The 21,220-nt window shown below is 41.3% G+C and carries 29 protein-coding genes and 1 riboswitch; of the genes, 10 read left to right on the forward strand and 19 right to left on the reverse strand.

Annotated features, from left to right (window positions below; all coding sequences use genetic code 11):
• Positions 1-30 precede the first annotated feature (30 nt).
• Positions 31-228 (forward strand): hypothetical protein, encoded by a 198-nt coding sequence (locus E4635_RS07735; RefSeq protein ID WP_135526065.1) that lies wholly within the window; start codon positions 31-33, stop codon positions 226-228.
• Between the two features lie 242 nt (positions 229-470).
• Positions 471-668: a hypothetical protein gene (locus E4635_RS07740; protein WP_135526066.1), complete on the forward strand. Its 198-nt coding sequence runs from the start codon at positions 471-473 to the stop codon at positions 666-668.
• Positions 669-715: 47 nt separating this feature from the next.
• Here E4635_RS07740 and E4635_RS07745 read toward each other — a convergent pair whose 3' ends face one another.
• The gene (locus E4635_RS07745; RefSeq protein ID WP_135526067.1) at positions 716-1,657 is read right to left on the reverse strand and encodes a LysR substrate-binding domain-containing protein; all 942 of its coding nucleotides are present in this window, start codon (positions 1,655-1,657) and stop codon (positions 716-718) included.
• A gap of 98 nt (positions 1,658-1,755) precedes the next feature.
• Between E4635_RS07745 and E4635_RS07750 the strand changes: the two genes are divergently transcribed.
• Positions 1,756-2,235 carry a Dps family protein gene (locus tag E4635_RS07750; RefSeq protein WP_135526068.1) on the forward strand — a complete coding sequence of 160 codons (480 nt, stop codon included), beginning with the start codon at positions 1,756-1,758 and terminating at the stop codon, positions 2,233-2,235.
• Here E4635_RS07750 and E4635_RS07755 read toward each other — a convergent pair whose 3' ends face one another.
• A complete protein-coding gene (locus E4635_RS07755) occupies positions 2,236-3,441 on the reverse strand; it encodes an LETM1-related biofilm-associated protein (RefSeq protein ID WP_135526069.1) in 1,206 nt (401 codons plus the stop codon).
• 122 nt (positions 3,442-3,563) lie between these two features.
• Positions 3,564-3,983, reverse strand: coding sequence for a VOC family protein (locus tag E4635_RS07760; RefSeq protein ID WP_135526070.1), 420 nt, complete (start codon positions 3,981-3,983; stop codon positions 3,564-3,566).
• Positions 3,984-4,295: 312 nt separating this feature from the next.
• On the opposite strand from E4635_RS07760, the gene E4635_RS07765 reads away from it, so the two are divergent.
• The gene (locus E4635_RS07765) at positions 4,296-4,748 is read left to right on the forward strand and encodes a response regulator (RefSeq protein WP_135526071.1); all 453 of its coding nucleotides are present in this window, start codon (positions 4,296-4,298) and stop codon (positions 4,746-4,748) included.
• Between the two features lie 9 nt (positions 4,749-4,757).
• Here E4635_RS07765 and E4635_RS07770 read toward each other — a convergent pair whose 3' ends face one another.
• The 13 genes from E4635_RS07770 to E4635_RS07825 form a co-directional block, all read right to left on the reverse strand.
• Positions 4,758-5,177 (reverse strand): DUF6326 family protein, encoded by a 420-nt coding sequence (locus E4635_RS07770; protein WP_135526072.1) that lies wholly within the window; start codon positions 5,175-5,177, stop codon positions 4,758-4,760.
• Between the two features lie 86 nt (positions 5,178-5,263).
• Positions 5,264-6,289, reverse strand: a complete 1,026-nt coding sequence (locus E4635_RS07775; protein ID WP_317133523.1) for an NAD(P)/FAD-dependent oxidoreductase — start codon at positions 6,287-6,289, stop codon at positions 5,264-5,266.
• On the reverse strand, positions 6,286-6,519 hold the full coding sequence (locus E4635_RS15915; RefSeq protein WP_317133524.1) for an FAD-dependent oxidoreductase: 234 nt from the start codon (positions 6,517-6,519) through the stop codon (positions 6,286-6,288). The genes E4635_RS07775 and E4635_RS15915 overlap by 4 nt, the downstream gene beginning before the upstream one ends.
• A gap of 121 nt (positions 6,520-6,640) precedes the next feature.
• The gene (locus E4635_RS07780) at positions 6,641-7,003 is read right to left on the reverse strand and encodes a TfoX/Sxy family protein (RefSeq protein ID WP_135526073.1); all 363 of its coding nucleotides are present in this window, start codon (positions 7,001-7,003) and stop codon (positions 6,641-6,643) included.
• A gap of 30 nt (positions 7,004-7,033) precedes the next feature.
• The gene (locus tag E4635_RS07785; protein WP_135526074.1) at positions 7,034-7,528 is read right to left on the reverse strand and encodes a hypothetical protein; all 495 of its coding nucleotides are present in this window, start codon (positions 7,526-7,528) and stop codon (positions 7,034-7,036) included.
• A gap of 62 nt (positions 7,529-7,590) precedes the next feature.
• Positions 7,591-8,118: a VOC family protein gene (locus tag E4635_RS07790; RefSeq protein WP_317133525.1), complete on the reverse strand. Its 528-nt coding sequence runs from the start codon at positions 8,116-8,118 to the stop codon at positions 7,591-7,593.
• 30 nt (positions 8,119-8,148) lie between these two features.
• Entirely contained in the window at positions 8,149-8,598 is a 450-nt protein-coding gene (locus tag E4635_RS07795; RefSeq protein WP_135526075.1) for an SRPBCC family protein, read from the reverse strand.
• A gap of 127 nt (positions 8,599-8,725) precedes the next feature.
• Positions 8,726-9,076, reverse strand: a complete 351-nt coding sequence (locus E4635_RS07800) for a DUF2200 domain-containing protein (protein WP_135526076.1) — start codon at positions 9,074-9,076, stop codon at positions 8,726-8,728.
• Positions 9,077-9,090: 14 nt separating this feature from the next.
• Positions 9,091-9,930 (reverse strand): rhomboid family protein, encoded by an 840-nt coding sequence (locus tag E4635_RS07805; protein ID WP_135526077.1) that lies wholly within the window; start codon positions 9,928-9,930, stop codon positions 9,091-9,093.
• 54 nt (positions 9,931-9,984) lie between these two features.
• Complete coding sequence (locus E4635_RS07810; protein WP_169630221.1) at positions 9,985-10,626, reverse strand: TMEM175 family protein; 642 nt, start codon at positions 10,624-10,626, stop codon at positions 9,985-9,987.
• 77 nt (positions 10,627-10,703) lie between these two features.
• Positions 10,704-11,081, reverse strand: coding sequence for a PH domain-containing protein (locus tag E4635_RS07815; RefSeq protein ID WP_135526079.1), 378 nt, complete (start codon positions 11,079-11,081; stop codon positions 10,704-10,706).
• Positions 11,082-11,247: 166 nt separating this feature from the next.
• Positions 11,248-11,868, reverse strand: a complete 621-nt coding sequence (locus tag E4635_RS07820) for an alpha-ketoglutarate-dependent dioxygenase AlkB family protein (protein WP_135526080.1) — start codon at positions 11,866-11,868, stop codon at positions 11,248-11,250.
• A 51-nt stretch (positions 11,869-11,919) separates the two neighbouring features.
• Positions 11,920-13,296 (reverse strand): exonuclease domain-containing protein, encoded by a 1,377-nt coding sequence (locus tag E4635_RS07825; protein WP_135526081.1) that lies wholly within the window; start codon positions 13,294-13,296, stop codon positions 11,920-11,922.
• Positions 13,297-13,411: 115 nt separating this feature from the next.
• On the opposite strand from E4635_RS07825, the gene E4635_RS07830 reads away from it, so the two are divergent.
• Positions 13,412-14,182: an XRE family transcriptional regulator gene (locus tag E4635_RS07830; RefSeq protein ID WP_135526082.1), complete on the forward strand. Its 771-nt coding sequence runs from the start codon at positions 13,412-13,414 to the stop codon at positions 14,180-14,182.
• A gap of 399 nt (positions 14,183-14,581) precedes the next feature.
• Here the strand turns inward: E4635_RS07830 and E4635_RS07835 are convergent, their stop codons facing one another.
• Complete coding sequence (locus E4635_RS07835) at positions 14,582-15,373, reverse strand: C1 family peptidase (protein ID WP_135526083.1); 792 nt, start codon at positions 15,371-15,373, stop codon at positions 14,582-14,584.
• 971 nt (positions 15,374-16,344) lie between these two features.
• On the opposite strand from E4635_RS07835, the gene E4635_RS07845 reads away from it, so the two are divergent.
• The 4 genes from E4635_RS07845 to E4635_RS07860 all read left to right on the forward strand — a co-directional run bounded on the left by E4635_RS07845 (position 16,345) and on the right by E4635_RS07860 (position 19,278).
• Positions 16,345-16,767 carry a lipocalin family protein gene (locus tag E4635_RS07845; protein ID WP_135526085.1) on the forward strand — a complete coding sequence of 141 codons (423 nt, stop codon included), beginning with the start codon at positions 16,345-16,347 and terminating at the stop codon, positions 16,765-16,767.
• 129 nt (positions 16,768-16,896) lie between these two features.
• Complete coding sequence (locus E4635_RS07850; RefSeq protein ID WP_135526086.1) at positions 16,897-17,391, forward strand: low affinity iron permease family protein; 495 nt, start codon at positions 16,897-16,899, stop codon at positions 17,389-17,391.
• A gap of 45 nt (positions 17,392-17,436) precedes the next feature.
• Positions 17,437-17,503, forward strand: a riboswitch (Fluoride riboswitch).
• Between the two features lie 26 nt (positions 17,504-17,529).
• Positions 17,530-18,846, forward strand: a complete 1,317-nt coding sequence (locus E4635_RS07855; protein ID WP_135526087.1) for a voltage-gated chloride channel family protein — start codon at positions 17,530-17,532, stop codon at positions 18,844-18,846.
• 51 nt (positions 18,847-18,897) lie between these two features.
• A complete protein-coding gene (locus tag E4635_RS07860; RefSeq protein ID WP_135526088.1) occupies positions 18,898-19,278 on the forward strand; it encodes a nuclear transport factor 2 family protein in 381 nt (126 codons plus the stop codon).
• 14 nt (positions 19,279-19,292) lie between these two features.
• Here E4635_RS07860 and E4635_RS07865 read toward each other — a convergent pair whose 3' ends face one another.
• A complete protein-coding gene (locus E4635_RS07865; RefSeq protein ID WP_135526089.1) occupies positions 19,293-19,931 on the reverse strand; it encodes a GH25 family lysozyme in 639 nt (212 codons plus the stop codon).
• 89 nt (positions 19,932-20,020) lie between these two features.
• Positions 20,021-20,467, reverse strand: coding sequence for an SRPBCC domain-containing protein (locus E4635_RS07870; protein ID WP_135526090.1), 447 nt, complete (start codon positions 20,465-20,467; stop codon positions 20,021-20,023).
• 137 nt (positions 20,468-20,604) lie between these two features.
• Here E4635_RS07870 and E4635_RS07875 point away from each other — a divergent pair, with 137 nt between their 5' ends.
• A complete protein-coding gene (locus tag E4635_RS07875; protein WP_135526091.1) occupies positions 20,605-21,192 on the forward strand; it encodes a murein L,D-transpeptidase catalytic domain-containing protein in 588 nt (195 codons plus the stop codon).
• The last annotated feature ends 28 nt before the right edge of the window (positions 21,193-21,220 follow it).

The following is a 21,220-nucleotide window of genomic DNA, read 5'->3' on the forward strand; positions in this document are numbered from 1 at the left end:
AATAATACCACAACTTTTAATTTATTGCCAATGTCAAGACAAATGATTAGTTACACAAAATCAATTCTTGAAAGAGTTAGTTTTGATCCTGTATTGTTTTGTAAGGAGTTAGAAAAAGCCATAAGAATGCTTTTACCTTATGAACTGGAAGAGTTAACGGTTTGGGTTCTGAATTTTACCAAAGAGAAACCGGAACTTAAAAAATGTGAAATTTACCTGAATGTATAAAAGAAAAGGAGCTGTATAGCTCCTTTTCTTTTGTGTACTCTTTACATTTTGGTAATCAATGGATTACATTCTTAAAAAATATTTTTTGAATGCAGTAAGACTTTACTTTTAAAAAAGACCTTAAAATGCATTTCGTCGATAAAAAGTGCATTTTGTCGTTATTCTAGCTATTTTTTTACCACTTTTTGTTTTATTTTTACCAGGCGTTATTATTCAAATAGTCTCACTTTAATTTTTTTAATATGCCTAGAATGATCTATGACTACACCAAAAAAATACTTGAAAAAGTAAGTTTTGATTCTAAGCTTTTTATGAAAGAGCTGAAAAAAGCGGTTAAGAACCTATTGCCTTATGAAATGGAACACCTCAAGAAATGGCTGTTGTTTTTTACAGATGAAAAACCCGAACTCAAACAATGCCTGTACATTGTTAACGATTAATGTAACTGTTTAACTAAACTATAAAATAAGGAGCCAGGCGGTTCCTTTTATTTTTTATGCAGCGGGCTGATGATCTCGACGTTCTGGAAAGCGATGGCACCTCTCAAAACACCCGATATGGTTTGCCGCAATGCTTCAATAATATGGATTTTAAGTTCGTTTTTAGGGAAAATCAGGCTGATTTCACGCGCCGGTTTGGGCTCTGTGAAATGTTTTAGTTTCTGGCTGTCGGATTCCTTTAAATCTAATGTATGCAGGTAGGGCAAAAGTGTAATTCCCAAACCTTCATTGGCCAGTTTTATCAGGGTTTCAAAACTGCCGCTTTCAATCTGGAATTTGTTTTCGTGGCTCTGTGCATTGCGTTTGCATAAGTTTAGGATACCATCCCTAAAGCAATGCCCGTCTTGTAAAAGCAGGATTTCGTCTACATTCAAATCATCCACTTCCAATTCGCTTTTCGAAAATTTAGCATGGTTTTCAGGGACATACACCATAAAAGGTTCGTAGTACAATACAATTTCCTTGATCTTTTCTTCCTGCAAAGGAGTCGCGGCAATAGCAGCATCAAGATGCCCGTTCTTAAGTTTTGTAATGATTTCGGAGGTATTCAATTCTTCAATGATGAGTTTTACCTTTGGGTATTTCTTGATGAAATTGTTCAGGAACATCGGCAAAAGCGTCGGCATGACCGTAGGAATGATCCCCAGCCTGAATTCCCCGCCAATGAATCCTTTCTGCAAATCGACAATATCCTGTATCCTGTCGGCTTCGTTCACTATATTCTTGGCCTGGGTCACTATTTTTTGCCCGATTTCGGTAAGCTGGATCGGTTTTTTGCTTCGGTCGAAAATCTGGATGTCAAGTTCTTCTTCGATTTTCTGGATCTGCATGCTCAGTGTAGGCTGTGTGACAAAGCATTTTTCGGCGGCAAGCGTAAAATTTTTATATTCCGCAACAGCCAGGACATATTGAAGTTGAGTAATGGTCATCAGATAGTAAATTTTTATACAAATATAAAAACTATCAATTTAATTTATGCTAAATGCTTCTTATTTTACGATAATTTTGTAGTATTAAAAGTAAAGTTATGAAAATTAATAGTTTAGGTCTTCCTGTTGAAGAAACTGAAATCCTGGTAACGGAATTGAATATCTTATTGTCGAATTTTCAGGTGTATTACCAAAACCTGCGCGGGCTGCATTGGAATATCCGCGGGAAACGTTTTTTTGACCTGCATCTGAAGTTTGAAGAACTCTACAACGACAGCCAGTTGAAAATCGACCTGATTGCAGAACGTGTCCTGACGCTGGGTGGCGTGCCGCTGCATACTTTTGAGGATTACATCAAAATGAACAAACTCGCCGTTGGCAAAAACATCCACAACGATGAGGAAGCTATTGGTTTAATTGTCAGTTCTTTGTCGCAATTGCTTAAAATAGAGCGTATTATCTTGAATCAAGCCGCTGATATCAATGATGAAGGAACCAACTCAATGATGAGCGATTTCATAAAAGAACAGGAAAAAACCGTATGGATGATGAAAGCCTGGCTGGAAGAGGAAATATAATTATTCCTGCTCCAAATCAAGGTTTTCGTTAAACGCGGAAGGAAGCATCTGTGGGATAAACTTAATTAAGATCGGAAGCAGCAAACTGCCGCCCGGAACCAGGAAAATGGTCAGTGACGGAATGGTTTTGCAAATATCAAGGATCTGGTTGCGTACTTTTTTCTTTTCTTCCGGATTCAGGTCGCGGGTGGTGGATTTGGCCAGTAAGACCATCAGTTCCCGGCTTTGTGAAATTTCAAGCAGCAGCCTGTTCTTATTCCTGGAAATCAATGTGTGAACACTTTGTGTGGTCTGGTCGTAAAAATGCTTGACAGGATTTGAAAAATTAAAATAAGGAATCTGTTCCTTGTTTGTGGTCAGGAACACATCGATATCGGCAATGCTCTGCTGCACAAAAGAGTGTTCAATATCCAGTTTCTCCGCCAATTTGTACAGGAAGTGCTCTTCCGTCTTTTCTATCTTTTCATCATTCCACATCGCCATTCCGGCCATATCGATAAGATAAAATTTCTCATAATCGTCGTTAAAATAGGAGAGGTCCAAATTCTCAAGGGACACAATGCCCAGTTTGCTGAATTTGGTATAACGGACGGAAGATTCAAATAATTTTTGGAGCAATTCGTCGTATTTCGTCTTGGTTTCCTTGGTTTGTAAAGCAAGCGAGACGATGTTTACAATGATTTCTTCGGTTTTCTTGAGGTATTTTTCCGGGATATTCCCTTCTTTCAAATATTTTTTGAACGCCAGGACATCTATAAACAACAAGGCATTGGTCAGGATGTGTGAAAAATTCTTGCTGATGATGTTGTCATTGGTTTGCACCCGGGAACTGATGATTTTTTCCAGCGAATGCGAAAGCGAATCCTGCGGAAGGATCTTATACAGGAAATTAGAGCTTTTAGGGTGCAGGTCATTGTAAAAAGCCACACATTTCTGCAGGAATTGCATATGGTCCCGGTTGTTTTCCGTAAGCTGGTACACACCGAACAAGGTATTCAAAAGCGCTATTTTCGAAAATTCCTCGGTGGTCCATCCTTTGGTTGCCATCGGTTTTCCCGTCACAAAATGGGTGGTATACCCTACCAAAAAACCGGTTTGCCTGGTTTTTTCATAGAATACCTTCGAGTCATTGATAACCGCTTGCTGCTGAGCGTTCTGCTCAAAGAAAAACTTATCAATCCAACCATGGGCCGAAGCATTTATCATACCTGTTTTTTGAACTGCAAAGCTATATCTTTTTACCGAAGTGCAATGAATTTAAAATTAAGTTTTCGATACTAAATCTTGATCGGTTGCTGTGCGGATACTGAAAATATAGCAGTGTTTTGCTATGCCGGCTCCCAAAGTTCGATCTTATTTCCTTCGGAATCAATAATATGGATGAATTTTCCGTATTCGAAGGTTTGCATCTCATCTAAGATTGTCACTCCGTTTTCTTTTAATTTGGCCACAAGCCCTTCCATGTCATGAACCCTGTAGTTAATCATAAATTCCTTTTTTGAGGGTGCGAAATAATCGCTTCCGCTTTTAAAAGGAGCCCATTGCAGCGAATGTACCTCTTCGGGGTTATTGAAGTCCCTGGATTGGAAGGTGGAACCCCAGTCGTTTACCTCTAGCCCCAAGTTTTTAGCATACCATTCTTTTGTTTCTTTTGGATTTTCTGAAAAAAAGAAAATTCCGCCAATTCCCGTTACTTTAGGCATGGCATCGTTTGCCGGTTCCATATTTTTGTTTTTGGATTCTTCCATGATTGCTTGTTTTTGTTTACAGATGGATAACAAATATACCGAAAACTTGTCGAGAAAGGCATAAAACCAGGATTTTAAATAGTTACAAAATGCTACTGATAGCAACCCAATCTGGCTGATGGGATTTATCCAAAGGCAAATAAACCCGGTTTTATGCCTGTTTCTGCCATAAAAGAGTTATATTTATAGAAGTGAACTAATTACACGGATGTACTACGATCGTTTATCGATTTACAGAAGTTTATACCTAATAAGCATTTGCAGATTTTTAAATTCTTGTCTTATGTTTATGCAATATAAAAATGGATAGCGATGATTACCCAAGACCAAAATTTCCAGAGAAATATTTATTTAGTTGATGATGATGAAGACGATAGGGCGATGTTTGCTGATGCGTTGACGGAAGTGGACGGCACCGTTGTTTTAACTCAGGCCGAAAACGGGAAACAACTGATGGATATGCTGCAAGTCCAGCCCAATCCGATGCCTGAAGTTGTGCTTTTGGACATCAATATGCCAATGAAAAACGGATTTGAGTGCCTGGAAGAAATACGGACCCATGAAGGCGACCTGAAAGAGCTGAAAGTAATCATGTTCTCTACCTGCGACAATCCGGAATCCATAAAGAAAGCACTGGCACTTGGCGCTACATTTTATGCGGTCAAGCCGAATTCTTTCCATGGGCTGAAATCATTCATTCAAGAAGTATTGCAAATCGATTGGTTCTCTCCCCAATTGAACCATATGGAGTTTAGGATTATTTGATTTTCGGGGTTATTTTCCCGTCAATTTTGGCCAGGACCATGCCTGGAAAACAATGATGGCTGTTATAATACTTTCCAGGAAAGAGAGAAATACATAAAATGTCTTCCATTCCGATAGAGAAGATATACCCACCAATAAAGTAAATAGCGTAAAGAAAATACCGATGCCAATAGTAAGCCATTTGGCCCATTTGGGTGTGAGTATCAGCGATAAGAAAATCATCATAGCCGGGATAGCCAATATAAAAGTGGCCATAAATAATTTGGTAGGGCTGTCCAGCATATTGTGTCCGTTTAGCAGTCCTTGTGTCTTGCCGGGTACATATAATTCGAAATAATCCCCGTATATATAGCAAAACATAACTGCTGTCCATAAGGAAGCCAGCTTTAGCCGCACATTAATTTTGAAGTCTTTTAAATCGTTTGCCATCCCTCTTTTTTCATAAGACGATAGATGTCTTTGTTTGTTACAAAAAGAAACGCTAATGCTATAGTTGTAAGAATATTGCTGAAAGATTATTTTTTATCGGATTTGATGATCAACCGCAACGTAGGATCATTGGTAATGAAACTATAGAACCAGTTGAAGGCCAATTTTAATTTGTTCCGAAAACCGACAAGTGGGATAATATGGATGAACAACCAGACTGCCCAGGCCAAAAAACCGCTGAAAAAACCTTTCGGCAAATCAACGACAGCTTTATATTTTGAGATGATGGCCATACTGCCTTTATTGTTGTAGGCAAACGCTTGTACCGGTTTTCCTTGTTCCAGATAGTTTAAGTTATCGGCCAGCTGCCGCGCCTGCTGAATGGCAACCTGGGCCAGCTGCGGATGCCCTTTGGGGTAGTTTTTGTCCGTTTCCTGCAGGCATTGGTCCCCAATAGCGAAGATGTTGCCGTATTGGGTTACCCTGTTGATCTCATCTACCAAAATCCGGCGGCCTTTTGTAATGGTTTCCGGGGATAATCCGGGCACTTTTCTTGCGATGACCCCGGAGGTCCAGATAAGCGTTGCGGCTTTTATTTTTTCCCCGGTGGAAAGAATGACCTCGTTATGGATATAGTCATTGACCAGCGTATTGAGTTTTATCTTGACATTGAGTTTCAGCAGCACTTTGCAGGCTTCTTCCTGAGCTTTGGTACTCATGGGGCCAAGCAGGGCAGGAAGCCCGTCTACCAGGTAGATGTTTCCTAATTTGGCCCCGGCTTCAGGATAGTCTTTAACAGTAATATTGAGTGCCATTTCAGCCAGCATTCCGGCCATTTCCACACCGGTTGGACCGCCTCCTGCGATTACAATATTGGCTAATTCTTCCTGGTCGCTTACAGTGTCGGCCCTGACGGCTTCTTCCAACTGCAGTAAAATATGGTTGCGGATATTTAGGGCATCCTCAATGGTTTTCATAGGCAATGCATTCTTCATGACATTGTCATTATCGAAGAAATTGGTTTCCGTTCCCATGGCCAGTACCAGGTAATCGTAGTGTAAGTTGCCGTTTTGTGTCTCTATCGTATTGGTTTCCGGAATAACATTTGTCAATCCGCCATAAAAAAACGGACGTTTTGGTAGCCTTGGAAAAGCTTCCGGAAAGGATAACTGATATTGGAAGGTTCAATGAAAGCCGTTGCCACCTGATAAAGCAAAGGAGGGAAAAAATGATAATTATGCACATCCACAAGTGTTACTTCAAATTGAGGCATATGCGATAATCTCTTCGCGAGGTTCAGCCCAGCGAATCCACCTCCGGCTATGATGATTTTTTTGGCCATGGTTACTTACTTTGATAAAACGTTATTCTTTGTATATCAGGTAAATGTATGGTTTTTGATAAAGAACCCGTTACAGGATTAATAAGGATCTTTATAAGATTTAAGGGCTTCTAATAGAGGGTTATTTCTTTTTTCCGGCTTTGGCCATCGGATTGAAATCAAGGCAGAGCTGCAGCCAATGATACAGGTCTTTTGTGCTTTTGTGGCCTTCTTCGGTTACAAAAATATACCCTTTGATAGCTGCTTTTCCGGTAAATTCCATCGGAAGGACATGAGGCATAGTAAGGGCTTTGAGATAGGCTTCGTCCTCAATCCTGCAAAGCAGGAAATCTTCACCGGTTTTTTTGTCGATATGGGTAGCACAGCACATTTTGTCATCGACCATAAAACAAATGCCTTTGAACATTTTCTTCTCGTAGAAATTGGCGTTTTTCTGCTGGAAAAACTCCCGGATCCGTTGTACTGTATCTTCATTGAAGGCCATGGTGTTTTTTGTATTGAGGATTGTTACTATTTATTTTTCAAAACGCCATTGATCTAAAACAAGCGTGATGATGGCATGAGGCCAGGTTTCAAAGTTCAATAATTTTGCACTAATGGGGATTATGCTTGTAGGTGTCCAGGTTTGGCCTTTTGGAGTGAACATCAATGCATTATAATTTAAATTTTTCTCAAATGGATTTTGTACGGTAAGCATTGTAGTGATGTTTTTCCTGTCTTCTGCATCTTGGGTAAATTCAATTTCGATTGTTCTTTTTGGGTTGATATTTTGCTCCACAACCTTCATTTTTGAGATAGTATCTGCGGTAATTTCACATTCAACATATATTTTTTCACCACAATAAATCTGTAGTATTTTTTCCTTGACAAAATAAGGGCTCTCTGGGATTTCAGCTTTATAATCTTGCGTTTCATTTGCCGCAATGTGTAACGTAAAAGCCTTCCGGTTGTTTTGGGCAATAGAAAGAGTTGTAATGAATAGCGTGAAAAGTAATAAGAAATGTTTCATAGTTTTGGGTTATACAAAGGCGTTTTTTGTATTGATGGTTATATGATTGGTACCGAAACCTTTTATTTTGTCGTACTGCTGCCTATTTTTTTGCCAAGTTTCTCAAATTCGATATCGTTGGGTTCCCAAAGCTCGATTTTATTGCCTTCGATATCCATGATATGGACAAATTTGCCATATTCGACCGTTTCAATGCTATCAGTTATGGTAACGCCTTCTTTTTTAAGCTGCCCGATCAGCCTCTCCAAATCTGCCACTCGGTAATTGATCATGAATTCTTTGACGGAAGGTTCAAAATATTTTGTCTTTTCCGAAAAAGGGCTCCATTGGGAATAGCCTTTTTTGGTATTGTCAGCGGCTTGCCTCCATTCGAAGACTGTTCCATACTGGTTTGTTTTGAGCCCCAGGTGTGCCTGGTACCATTCCCGCATTTTTTTAGGGTCTTTGCATTTGAAGAAAATCCCTCCGATTCCCGTCACTTTTTTAAACGTTTCTTCTTCCGCAGCCGAATTGACCATTATGGTCTTGGCCCCAAAACCGAAACCGAAAGAAATCAAAACAGTAAGTAGCAGTATGCTGTGTTTTTTCATTTTTTTACAAGTTATAGTATTGCCACGTTTTTACGCATCCGGGATTTCAGGTTCTACCAATTTAATCAGTTTCTCTAAAGATTCCTGCCATCCCAAATAGCACATTTCGGTTGGGATAACTGCCGGGATGCCTTCCTGGATGATGGTAAGCTCGGTGCCGCAGGACACTTTTTTAAACCAGATCGATGTTAGCATCTCTCCCGGCAGGTTCGGATCATCAAACCGGTCGGTATGCTTTATAAATTCATTGGGTTTGATCTCAAGATATTCCCCGCCAAACGAATGGCTGTTACCGGTAGAGAAGTTGGTAAAAGACATTTTATAACTTCCCCCTGTTTTGACATCCATGCTGTGCACCGTGCATAAAAAACCATACGGCGGGAGCCAGAAAGCCATAGCACCGGCTTCTGTAAACGCCCGGTAAACTTTCCCGGGAGCTACTTTGATGACCCGGTGTAATGTTACACTGTTTGTTGACATGATTATCGATTTTATAGTTAGTATTCCTTTTTAATCGTGGTAACCAATGGGATGATACCTACAAATATACGGAAAGTTTGGAAGGGAAGGTTTGAAAAAAGGAAGTATGGTGACTCCAAGTATCTGCTTATTTCCTTAAAATCTTATCCATGGTTTTTCCTTTGGCCAATTCATCAATCAGTTTGTCCAGGTAACGGACTTTTTGCATGAGTTTGTCCTCGATTTCTTCTACGCGGTATCCGCAAATGACACCGGTAATTTTGGAAACATTAGGATTAAGCAGTGGTGCTTGGGCAAAAAAGGTTTCAAAATCGCTTTTATTGTCAATATGCTGCTGCAAGGTTTGGGTATCGTAGCCGGTGAGCCAAAACAGGATCTCATCTACTTCTGCTTTGGTACGGCCCTTTTTCTCTGCCTTGGCGATGTAGAGTGGATAAACGCTGGCAAATACCATTTTGTATACTCTTGTATTGTCCATTGTAATTGCTTGTTTTATTTAGAGAATTCCTCTAGTTTTTCTTTTTCTTTTGCCGTAAGGCTGTTTATTCCTTTTTTCCCGATTTTTTCTAGTATCTCATCAATTTCTTTTTGTTGGTTTACTTTTTGTTCGTTGTACCGATGCTCAATGGAATAGTATTTTTTCTTCGTCTTAAAGAAAATATCAGATTCTATAAGAAGCAGGTGGGGTTTGTTGATAATCAGTATGATAAATAACAAAGTAGGTATCGTAACAACAAGGATGGGAATGTAATTTACGGAAATTACGCCGGGATTAAGGATAATTGCGATAATCATTCCCAGGAACGCGCCTCCTAAATGTGCCTCATGGCCAATGTTGTCTCTTTTGGATTTAATCCCGTACAGTGTAATCCCGACAAATAGCAATCCGAACAGCCAGCCGGGAACATAAATCGGTAAAATAAACAAACTCGTTTCGATTCCCGGTACCATTGCGATAGTGGCGAAAATAACCCCGCATACCGCTCCCGAAGCACCAACAGCGGAATAATCACCATATGCTTTATGGATAAATAAAGAGAACAGGTTGCCGCCAATTAAGCTTCCGAAATATACCAGCAGGAAAGGGAAAACCCCAATTGTGACCGATAATAATTCTGCGAAGGAATAAAATGTCACCATGTTTAAAAGCAAGTGCATCCAATCAACATGCAGGAACCCGGATGATACCAGCCTGAAATATTCTTTGCGGACCAGAATGGAATCTACTTCAAACTTGTATTTTTCTAAAAACGACCTTTCCTTAAAACCTTTATAAGAAATAAGGCCATTCGCTATTATAATGATAAAAACCAGGAGTACATGTATTGTCATTTCTGTTGTAAATTTTAAAATAAACTCATTTAATCATTAAATTTTAATGCTAATTTACCGTTTCTTCTTTTCCTTTCTTCTCTTCGAAGCAATATAAAAAGAGGCAAATATCAGCAATGGTATTTTAAAGAAAAGCAATATGAATGCAGTCAAGGGAGCGAAAAAACAAACAATCACCGAAACCAGCCCGTTTAGCATGTCCAGGTTGAACATCACCTGGTAACGCTTTTGGTGTTCTTCGTCTATATCTTCGGGATCTATAAAACCCTTCCTGTCCAAAACCGAATAATCCCAAAGGAAATTCTGCAAAATCGAGATCAGGAAAATATTCAAAGAATAGCAAAACACCGCGGCGGTATCGGTTATATGGTCGCTCAATATACTGGTCGAGAAAGGCAATACAACAATAAAAAACAGCCAGGCATGGTTGTACCAGATAAGGCGCCCGTCCATTTTTTTGATATAGGTAAAGAGCTGGTGGTGTGTATTCCAAAACCCTAAAATATTAATAAACGAAAGCACAAAGGCCAGGTATTTATGCCAGGGTCTGATCAGGTCCGTAAAATTGAACGGTTGCCCGGCGGGAATGTCTATCTTCAAGTCCAGTGCCAATAACGTTATGGCGATGGCCACCACTGCATCACTAAAAAACAATACCCTTTCGTATGGGAGTTCTTTTTTTTCGATTTTCTTCATGAGGAATCTCTTTCGGGTTTTGACTTGCATCCGATGATTATCAGAATCAAAACGGGATCACGTATTTTTAGTAGCGTTTACAGGACATGGTGTGCCAGGACTTTCTGCACTTCATATACATTCACTGATTTGTTGAACTGTGCCCGGATACTCGGCTGCGCTTCGCTGGAAATCCAGATTTTAAGTTCCGCATCAAGTTCGAAAGAACCGGCCGTTTCGATACTGAACCTCGAAATGCTTTTATAAGAAATCGATTTGTATTCCGTTTTGTTACCAGTAATTCCCTGTACGTTTATGAATATCAGTCTTTTATTGGTGAAGATGAATGTATCGCGGATCAATTTGAAGCCCAGTTCGATCTGTTCGTTGTCAGCAAGCAGCTGGTTGTATTTTTTATTAAGCTCGTCCGGATTGACAGCTCCGGCGTTTCCAAGTAGTGCAGAGAAAATCCCCATGTTTTTAAATTGTTTTATTGATTATTAAAGTTAGTCGCATCGGTTTAATGCCTAATGATGGGCACTCGCAAATATACCGAAAAGATTGGAAGAAAATGCCCTTTTGGTTTTCCAGCGGATTTTTTTGATGGGCTGTTTTGTTTTCTGTCTTATGCCCGAAAAAGGTTCATAAAACAAGGTTTGGCCCGCCCACCTGGCGGAAAGTCAAATTGATCCTCGGCAATACATCCCTGGCGGTTTTAGGTACCTGATGTTCCCAAAAACTGTTTGTGCTTCCGGCCATTAATAAAAAAGTGCCATGGTGCAGGGGAATTTCTACCTGCGGTATGTTTTTCAGGGATTTATGGCGCAAACGGAACAGCCGGGTTTCCCCAAAAGTAACTGAGGCAATAATCATGTTTTTGTTGCTGCTGGGCGTTTTATCGCTGTGCCACGCCACGCCATCTTTGCCATTGCGGTACAGGTTGAGCAAAACCGCGTTGAATTGTATCTGTGTTTCTTTTTGGACACGCTCCCGGATCTCAAGCAGTTCCGCCGGCCACTCCTTACCGGTTTTGTCATTAGCCCCATACCAGGCTACCATGCGCGGAGCGGTCACTACTTTGTCGTACATGGGCATTTCATATTCGTGCCAAACCGTATTGTGGAGCAAGCTGTTGTAATAACGATCCGACTCTTCTTTGGAAAAAAAGTTGTCAATAAGCATCAGGTCGGCATCGGGAAGGTCGAATGTTTTTTTGCCACCGGTCCCTTGCGTAAATAGTGCTGTGTCGTCAAATAATATCATATTTTCCTTATTTTGTCTTACGAATGCCTTGTCTGTGGAAGCGATGTCCTTTTATTTTTCAAACGGCATGTTCTTTACCTTTCCGGGATGTTTTTCAGCATAATTATTGATCAAATGCATGATGTATTGATTACTTCTGTAAGGCGTAACATAGTCCTTTACCGCCGAAGGTTCGGCAAACCCGTCATCTGAAGTAATATAGCCCATACCGTAAAAATGGCCTTTTTCCACCCAGATGCAACTGCGTTCCTCCGCAGACCGTCCTTTATCAATAATAGCAAAACTGGACCTCTTATGCCGCAAAAAATCAATGGCGTTTTCAATTTGCGTATTATGATGGCTTACTTCCGGCAAATCGGCAAGGGTATTGTTTTGGAAGGTTTCGCCTTCGCTTATACTGCCGTAACTGCAGAACCGGTTGTCTATCTTGAATTGTTCCGCCAGGCTTCGCAGCAGGTTTATCCCATCATATAGCGTATTGAAAGACTCGAGGCAGGAATGGAACTTACCCAGCTTTCCAATGGCCAGGTGTTTGTAACCGCTGCGAGCTTCGTATTCGTAAAGCCCGTATTTCGGTTCAAAGCGTTTTAACGCCCTGTTATAGGCGGGCCATAATTTCTTGATTTCGGAACATTCCAATAAAAGGGCCATGAGTTCCGTGGCACAAACCTCAAAGGAAATCCCGTGTATCTCCCGTAAGAAATGTTGCCGTTGCGGTTTCACGTTATGCCCGCTGAAATGCGAAGCCACACGCTTTTTTAAATTGACCGCCTTGCCTACATAAATCACTTTTTTTACCTGGTCATGAAAGTAATATACACCTGGTTTTTCAGGCAGTTGTTCAAAATCTTCGGGAGGCAAATTAGGAGGCAGGCGCTGGTCTTGGGCGGTTTTTTTAATCATTTTCCCAATCTCGTCCTCGCTGTCCCATTCCAACAACCGCGAGAACAATATGGCTGTAGCCTCGGCATCACCTCCGGCACGGTGCTGGTTTTTTATGGGGATATCCAGGGAATGGCAAAGTTTTCCCAAACTGTACGAAGCCAGCCCGGGTTTTATTTTCCTTGCCGCCCGCACGGTGCAGAGTTTCCTCGCCGTCCACTTAAAACCGGCTTCTTCCAGCTGGTGCCTTACAAAAGAATAATCGAAATTGACATTATGGGCCACAAATACCCTGCCGGTAAGCATTTGCATTATTTTTTCCGAAACAGCATCAAATATAGGTGCATCCCGTACCATTTCGTTATTAATGCCGGTCAGGGCAAAAATAGGAAGTGGTATTTCTTTTTCCGGGTTGACCAATGTTTCCCAGCGGTCAATCACCTCTGTCCCGTCGTGGATGATAATGGCAATTTCCGTAATGCGGCTGCCACTGGCGTTGCCTCCCGTGGTTTCAATATCTACTATCGCATATTCCTGTTTTTTCATACAAAATGACGGCAATCGCTCTTTTAAAATGTTGATGATGAATATATTTTACAAAATTAGGACGTTGCATCCTTAAAATAAGTATTTTTGTAGTGACTTAAAATCCCTTTAACATATGTTGTATATTTCTGACAATTTGAAATGGCTAAGGAACAAGCGGAATTTGTCGCAGCAGGAAGTGGCTGACGGGATGAAATTGCCCGTAGACCGGTACAAGAAGTATGAATATGGAAAAAATGTCCCGCCGGCAGAAACACTACTGCTCATTTCCCGTTATTACCATATCAGCATTGATTTGCTCCTTACCATAGATTTACGGAAAATTTCCATAGACAACCTGCTCCAGCTGGAAGACAACCGGATTGTCCTGCCGATAACCGTAGACCAAAACGGGGACAATCTAATCGAGATAATCCCTCATAAAGCCCGGGCGGGATACCTAACCGGTTATGCCGATGCCGAATTCATAGAAAACCTGCAGCAAATCTCATTACCCTTTTTAGGGCCGGGAAAAATGAGGGCGTTTCCTATCGGGGGCGATTCGATGCCACCCCACACGGATTCCACTTTTATTGTCGGGAAATATATCGAGAACCTGGGCGAGATAAAAAAAGACAAAACCTACATACTGATTACCTTAAGCGAAGGAATTACTTATAAGCGCCTGCATAGCAAAAATGCTGAAGCCGTTTTGGTCGAACCCGACAACATCGTATATTCTCCCTATGAAATCAAGCTTTCGGATATCCTGGAAATTTGGGAATATGTAGCCCACATCGGGCGTGATGACAGCAAACAGCAATCCCCCGAACCCGAAAGCGTCAAAGAAATGTTCCTGGAACTCAAACGGGACATATACGATTTGAAAACGCAGTATAGTAAATGAGAGTAGAAGAGTCAAGAGCAAAGAGAATAGAACATAGAACATAGAAGTAACCTCCCCAACCTTTCCACGCCTTCCACATCGCCCTCACAGCATAATCCGTAGAAAACAACAAATCATGAAGCGGCAGCTTTCCGCGAAGACGAGGAGGTACGACGAGCGGCTCGGAACGCGGAGTGGAATGATTTGGTAGTTTTCAGGATTGTGATGTGCAGGCTTGATTTTTGGTACTTTGCATCAAGGCAAAGTACAAGAAGAAAATCCTTCCGTACATTTTAAGTAAAAAACAATCAGGCTTGATTTTTTGTTTCTTTTAGTTCACTGTGAATTTATTTTTATCGGTGTTCACTGAACCTCATGCTTCGGTTTGCATCAAGACAAAGTACAAAGGAAAAACCTATTCTAAACAACTATTCCATACGCCTCACAAAAAGCCTTTGTAATATACTCATTAGAGCAATACACATACCCGTTGTCGCAAAAATCCGTGCCCCAGCTGTTACGTACGATAAAATAATCTTCGGTATACCCAACAATAGCAACAGCGTGGCCGCCGTCTACACTTTCCGTGTCATACACTTCAAATTTATGCTCCGAAGTCCTGACCCATTGGCTGTCCGTATCTACCAAAGCCAGTACAGGCCCCTGGCTCGATATCCACATGCGCAGGAAATCCACGTTGCAGTCGTCATTATTGATAACCCGGTAATATCCTTTGATCCTCAACTGGGAAGCCAAATCGGAGAATTCTGTAGTTTGGAATTTCACGCTGAATTCCTCAGGATCCAACGGCAGGTCTTTTTCATGGACCGCTCCATATTTCCGCAATACATCCAGGGCCGCCTTCAGGCATACACCGGTATAAATATCGGCAGAAGTAGTGGTCTCATCCGCATCGGTATCTTTAGCAGCCATCCAGGTCAGCCAGGAAGATAATTGGTCTTCTTTACTAATCCTGTTTGCCTTCACAAGGTGCCATCGGAGCAATCCGTGCGTCGAAGCCCAGCCAACACAGGCCGAAGTATCTAGCTGGTCCCCAATTTCCCACCAATCTTCCCGCAGGTCAAAACTCTGGGGAAAGTTCATATTTACAAGCCCTTCGGCAATTGCCTTATCAAGCGTCCAGTCATTTTCTTTATCAAAAGAAGGAACACAATTTAAAATTCTACCTGTTACACGGCCTCCTGCTGGCATACAAATTCGGTTTTAGTTACTAGATGGTTTGTTTGTAAAGCAAATATAATAAACCCCTGTGTGGAAATTTTTACGTACTAATACGTGTTGTGAGGCAGCAAGAGGCAAGAAGCAAGAGGCAAGAACAAAGAGCAAAGAGCAAAGAGCAAAGAGCAAAGAGCAAAGAGCAAAGAGTCAAGAAGTAAACCTCCCCGATCTTTCCAAGCATTCCACATCGCCCTCACAGCATAATCCGTAGAAAACAACAAATCATGAAGCGGCAGCGTTCCGCTTAGCCGAGGAAGCATGACGAGCGGCTCGGAACGCGGAGTGGAATGATTTGGTAGTTTTCAGGATTGTGATGTGCAGGCTTGATTTTTGGTACTTTGCATCAAGGCAAAGTACAAGAAGAAAATCCTTCCGTAGATTTTATGTAAAAAACAATCAGGCTTGATTTTTGGTACTTTAGTTCACCAAACATTTATTTTCATCGGTGTTCACTGAACCTCATGCTTCGGTTTTCATCAAGGCAAAGTACAAGAAGAAAAACCAACGGAGATGTTTCCTTCGTCAACATGACAAGATTACGCAACGGTAGAACTCGCATCCGCAACGTTAGAATTACCACCTGCAACGGTAAAACTCGTATCCGCAACGTTAGAATTACCACCCGCAACGTTAAAACTAGCACCTGCAACGTTAGAATTAGCGTCTGCAATGGTAGAATTACCGCCTGCAACGTTAGAATTGGCGTCTGCAACGGTAGAACTCGTACCTGCAGCGTTAAAACTAGCACCTGCAACGTTAAAACTACCATATGCAACGGTAGAACTCGCACCCGCAACGTTAGAATTACCACCTGCAAAAGAAATCTCCACAAGCCCTCTACACGGTATCCCTGCTAATTATGCAACTAAAACCCGAAATCCTGTAACACGTCCCCAAGCCATTACTTTTAATTTTAGAGCATACTAATTTTTAAAAACAAAGTCATGAGAAATCGAAGCTTTTTACTGGTACTAGGATTAACTCTCGGATTATTGGCATCTTCTTGCGATAATGACAGTAACGAAGGAGAAACCCTGGCGCCTATATCAGGAAAATGGGACATTAGTAAAGTAGGGACTCTTGTTAACGGAACCGAAACACTAATTGATGCCCCACAAAACGAAAGCGGCTGTTCAAGGGATTATATGGAGCTTAAACTGGACAATACAGTAAATGAAGGAGATTACAGTTCGGCTGTAACTGCTTGCGCCTTAACTGTTAACCAGGGTATTTACTCCAGGTCACATAATAACCTAACACGAGTTGTTGACGGTGGGACTACCGTTCAGGACATTATGAACCTTACCGTAAATGAATTGAAACTTAAAGATTCAAACGGAAACATTGAGTTATATGTCAGACATTAACCCACGTATTTCGGTACAGGCATAAAAAAAGGAAATGACGTTATAGTTGCTTCCTTTTTTTAGGTTTAGCACATGATTTGCCATTGTTTTGGCCTCTAATTTACATACAGAACCTAATTTTTAGATCCAATGAAAACAAAAGATAAGAATCTCGCAGGATTGTTCGAGGAATTTGCCTCACGTGTTACCAAAGCCACAGGAAGCACCACTGCTTTTGCCTGTGCCTTCTGCATTGTTTTGATCTGGGCCGTTTCCGGGCCTTTTTTCGATTATTCCGAAACCTGGCAACTGGTCATTAATACCGGAACGACCATTGTTACTTTTTTGATGGTGTTTTTAATCCAAAAAGCCCAAAACAAAGATTCGCTTGCCATACAGCTTAAACTCAACGAGTTGGTCGCTTCCCACGAATATGCCAGCAACAGGCTCGTAGATATCGAAAGCATGACAGAAGAGGAAATGATGATCGTACACAAATACTATCAAAAACTCAGTGAGCTTTCCAAAAAGGAAATAAAACTCCAGACTTCGCATTCCATTGATGAAGCCCATCAGAAACACGCGCTCAAGATCGGGAAGAACAAGATCGTGAAGCAAGCAAAAAAAGAAACCCCAAAAAACTGATCCTTTAATTTTTTTGCCAATGTAAAAATAAAACATAGCTTTGTAATCCAAATAGGAAATGGTGCTCTTCCTAACCCAACCGCCTTAAAAAGCTGATGACGCCTGATTAATAAATGAATTCATTTAATCGGGATAGGTATGTCTTACAATCAACACAAAAAATCGTCCAGCTCTAAAAAACAAATCCGTTTTTTATCCTTTGTCAGGAAATATCCTGCCGTACCGTATATTGTAAAATGGATTTTAATCAGTTCTATTATCGGTATTTGCGTAGGTTCGGCTTCTGCCGGTTTTTTAGTTTCCCTGGATTGGGTTACAAATTTTAGGGAAAACCATCTCTGGCTGATCGCTTTGTTGCCTATTTGCGGGTTGTTGATAGGATTGCTGTATACTTTTTTAGGAAAAGACATCGAAGCCGGCAATAACCTACTGATAGACACCATTCATAATCCTAAAGACATTATCCCTTTCCGTATGGCGCCGTTTGTGTATATCGGGACTCTGGCAACACATCTTTTCGGAGGTTCGGCAGGGCGTGAAGGCACAGCATTGCAAATGGCCGGCGCTATCGCAGACCAGTTTGTAAAACCTTTAGGACTTGATAAGAATGAACGTAAAATAGTGCTCATTTCAGCCATTGCAGCAGGATTTGGATCTGTTTTCGGGACACCGCTGGCAGGCGCGCTTTTTGGGTTAGAGGTTTTCCTGTTGGGCAGGATTACGTATAATGCTATTTTTCCAGCTTTTGTTTCTGCAATCCTCGCAGATCTCGTTACAAACCTTTTGCAGGTCAACCACACACATTACCACATTGGTTTTATACCTAAAATCGAAGCGTTTCCTATTGTTTACAGTGTTTTGGCCGGGATTGTTTTTGGCCTGTGCGCCGCTTCTTTTAGTAAAATTATACATACTGCAACTGTTTTTTTTACATCCAGGATTGCTTTCCCGCCGCTTCGTCCTTTCCTTGGAGGCAGTATCGTTGCTTTGGGTGTTTTGGCTATCGGGACCACAAAATATATCGGGCTGGGCATCCCTGCCATTGTCGAATCTTTCGGGGAACCGACGCTTTGGTACGATTTCGCCCTCAAAATGGCCTTTACCATTATTACTCTTTCTTCAGGATTCAAAGGAGGAGAAGTAACGCCTTTGTTTTTCATCGGGGCAACCCTAGGAAGCGCTTTGTCATTGATTGTACCTTTACCAACTGCACTTTTAGCCGGGATGGGGTTTGTAGCCGTTTTTGCCGGAGCGACCAATACTCCCTTGGCTTGTTCCCTGATGGCCATGGAGCTGTTCGGGGCCGAATGCGGTGTATATGCCGCCATTGCCTGCATTGTCTCGTATCTGTTTTCGGGGCATACCGGTATTTACGGCAGGCAGATTATTGGGGAAGCCAAATACAAGGCCTATAAAAACCATATCGGGAAGAGCATCAGTGAAGTCGGAAAATAAACCGGGATACAAAGCAAAATAATATATCTTTACGTTAGTAGATATAACAGTATGGAGACAAATCTTTTGAATGTAAAAAAACAGATTACCGAAGTGGAAAACCGGCTTTTAGCCGCCATAAAATCCAGTGATGTCAAGGCCTTGGACACTTTGCTCCACGATGATCTGCTATTCATTACCCCGGATGGGCAAGTGCTTACAAAAGCAATGGACCTGGCTTCGCATGCTTCCGGGAATATGGTTATAGACTATATAGTTTCTGTTGTAGATATGGTAAATATCATAGAAGATACTGCTGTTGCTATCGTAACAATAGAAACAAAAGGGAAAATGCTCAATCAGCCCATTGAAGGGAAATTTAAATATGTCCGTGTTTGGAGATTATCCGAAAACCACTGGAAAGTCATTGCCGGGAGTTGCATGGCTCTATAATCGAAACTTAACTCTTAACTCGATTGCATAAATGTTGCAAAAGTATCGCTGTCTCCGTTAAACACATCATAATCATTAGTAGTACCGTCCAATGCATAGCTTTCGGATTTTTGCCATAGTGTCCAGCCTTTCGTTTTCCATAAAGAGGGCACTGCCAAGGTTGTGTTATAATCGGCAATCCATAAATCATAATTGGCAAAAGCAGTATCTGTAAGGTAGGTATTTGCCGTATTGTTGTCAGTATATAACAGCGGTTTCCGGCCTGTTTTTTGTTCCAAAAGAGTCAAAAACTGCAATAAATTAGGCTGTATTTCGGTTTTGTTGATGCCGGCATCGATGCTTCCTTCCTCAAAATCCACAATAGGAGGGAAATCCGTTTGTTCAAGCGTGCCGATAACCGCCAAATAATGTGTTGCCTGCTGCGTCGGATCATCATCGCAATGGTAAAAATGATACGCACCCCGAACATAACCTTTTGATTTGATCAAAGGCCAATTGGTTGTAAAATCAGGGTCTGTATAAGTAATGCCTTCAGTGGCTTTGCATATCACAAAAGTAAGCCCGTCGGTTGCTTTGTCGAGTGAGGCAATTTCATTCCCTTGGTATTTTGAGATATCGATCCCGAAAACGCTTTGTGTATTATTCTGGTCCATGGCTACAATTCTTTTGGATGTTTGTAAGTCAAATATATGAAAAAGACATTTTTTGTACTAAAAAAACTACTTTTTTAATAAAATGAAAGCTACCCGTTTGATTGTTCGGCCATTTCCTTAACCAAAGCCAAGCCTTTCGGGAAAGCCTCATTGAAATAATCCTGGTAGTCTTCCGTAATATCCATTTCGACCAACAGCGTAGTGGTGCCGTTGTTCTCAGATAACGTATAATTCTCCCGGGCACCACTCCATTTGCGGGTTTCATCCGTAAGCGGCTGCTCTTCGAAATTTTTCATCTCGCCAATGTGGGTAAAATACATTTTTTCATTAGGGACCATTTTTTCGATGGTACTGTACATCCCTTCTCCGGAAGGCGAAAGGAAATGTACCCTGCTACCTTCTTTCCAATCGGTTTTGGTATAAGAACCTTCACAGAAAACGGCTGTCCATTTTTTGTAGTTTTGATCTTCCCACAAGGCTTTCCATACGATGGCAGCAGGTGCTTCGATTGCTATTTTGAATTCCAGCTTTTTCATAATGTAAGAATTTATTCAAATATACGAAACTTTAGAATGCCTTCATAAGGAAATTATTGCCGTTTGTTTTGGAAAACCCAAACGGCAATGGCATAGATTTTGTGCCTCTCATATCCTGAAACTTTCTCCTTAATTTTATGAAAAAAACACTGCTTATGCTGGCTTTGTCTTTTATTTGCTGCAACAATGCAAAAGACGAAAAAAAAACCTATGCCGGTTATCATTCCAATGCCCTGAAGTATTGCAAAGACAACCGGTTCAATGAAGATTTTTACTTCCTTGTGGATTTGAGCGTCCATTCCGGGAAAAACAGGTTTTATGTGTACAGTTTCAATGAAGGCAAGGTTTTGGATGAAAACCTGGTTACCCACGGCGCCTGTGATCATTTTGATGCCAACCTGAACAAATACCAAAAGGCAAAATTCAGCAACAGGACAGATAGCCATTGTTCTATGAAAGGGAAATACAAAATAGGGAAGAGGGATTACAGTTCGTGGGGCATCCATGTGAAATATTGGCTGGACGGCCTGGACGAATCGAATAAAAATGCGGTAGAACGCGTAGTGGTGCTGCATTCCTGGGACGCTGTGGCGGATAAGGAGATATTCCCAGATTATAGCCCGTTAAGCTGGGGCTGCCCGGCGGTTTCCAATGATTTTATGAAAAAGTTGGATAACAGGCTCAAGGCGGCAAAAAAACCGGTTTTGCTATGGATTATCGAATAAAAACAAACCCCGGATGCATCACGGGGTT

The sequence above is a fragment of the Flavobacterium humi genome (assembly GCF_004745595.1).
GTDB lineage: Bacteria > Bacteroidota > Bacteroidia > Flavobacteriales > Flavobacteriaceae > Flavobacterium > Flavobacterium humi.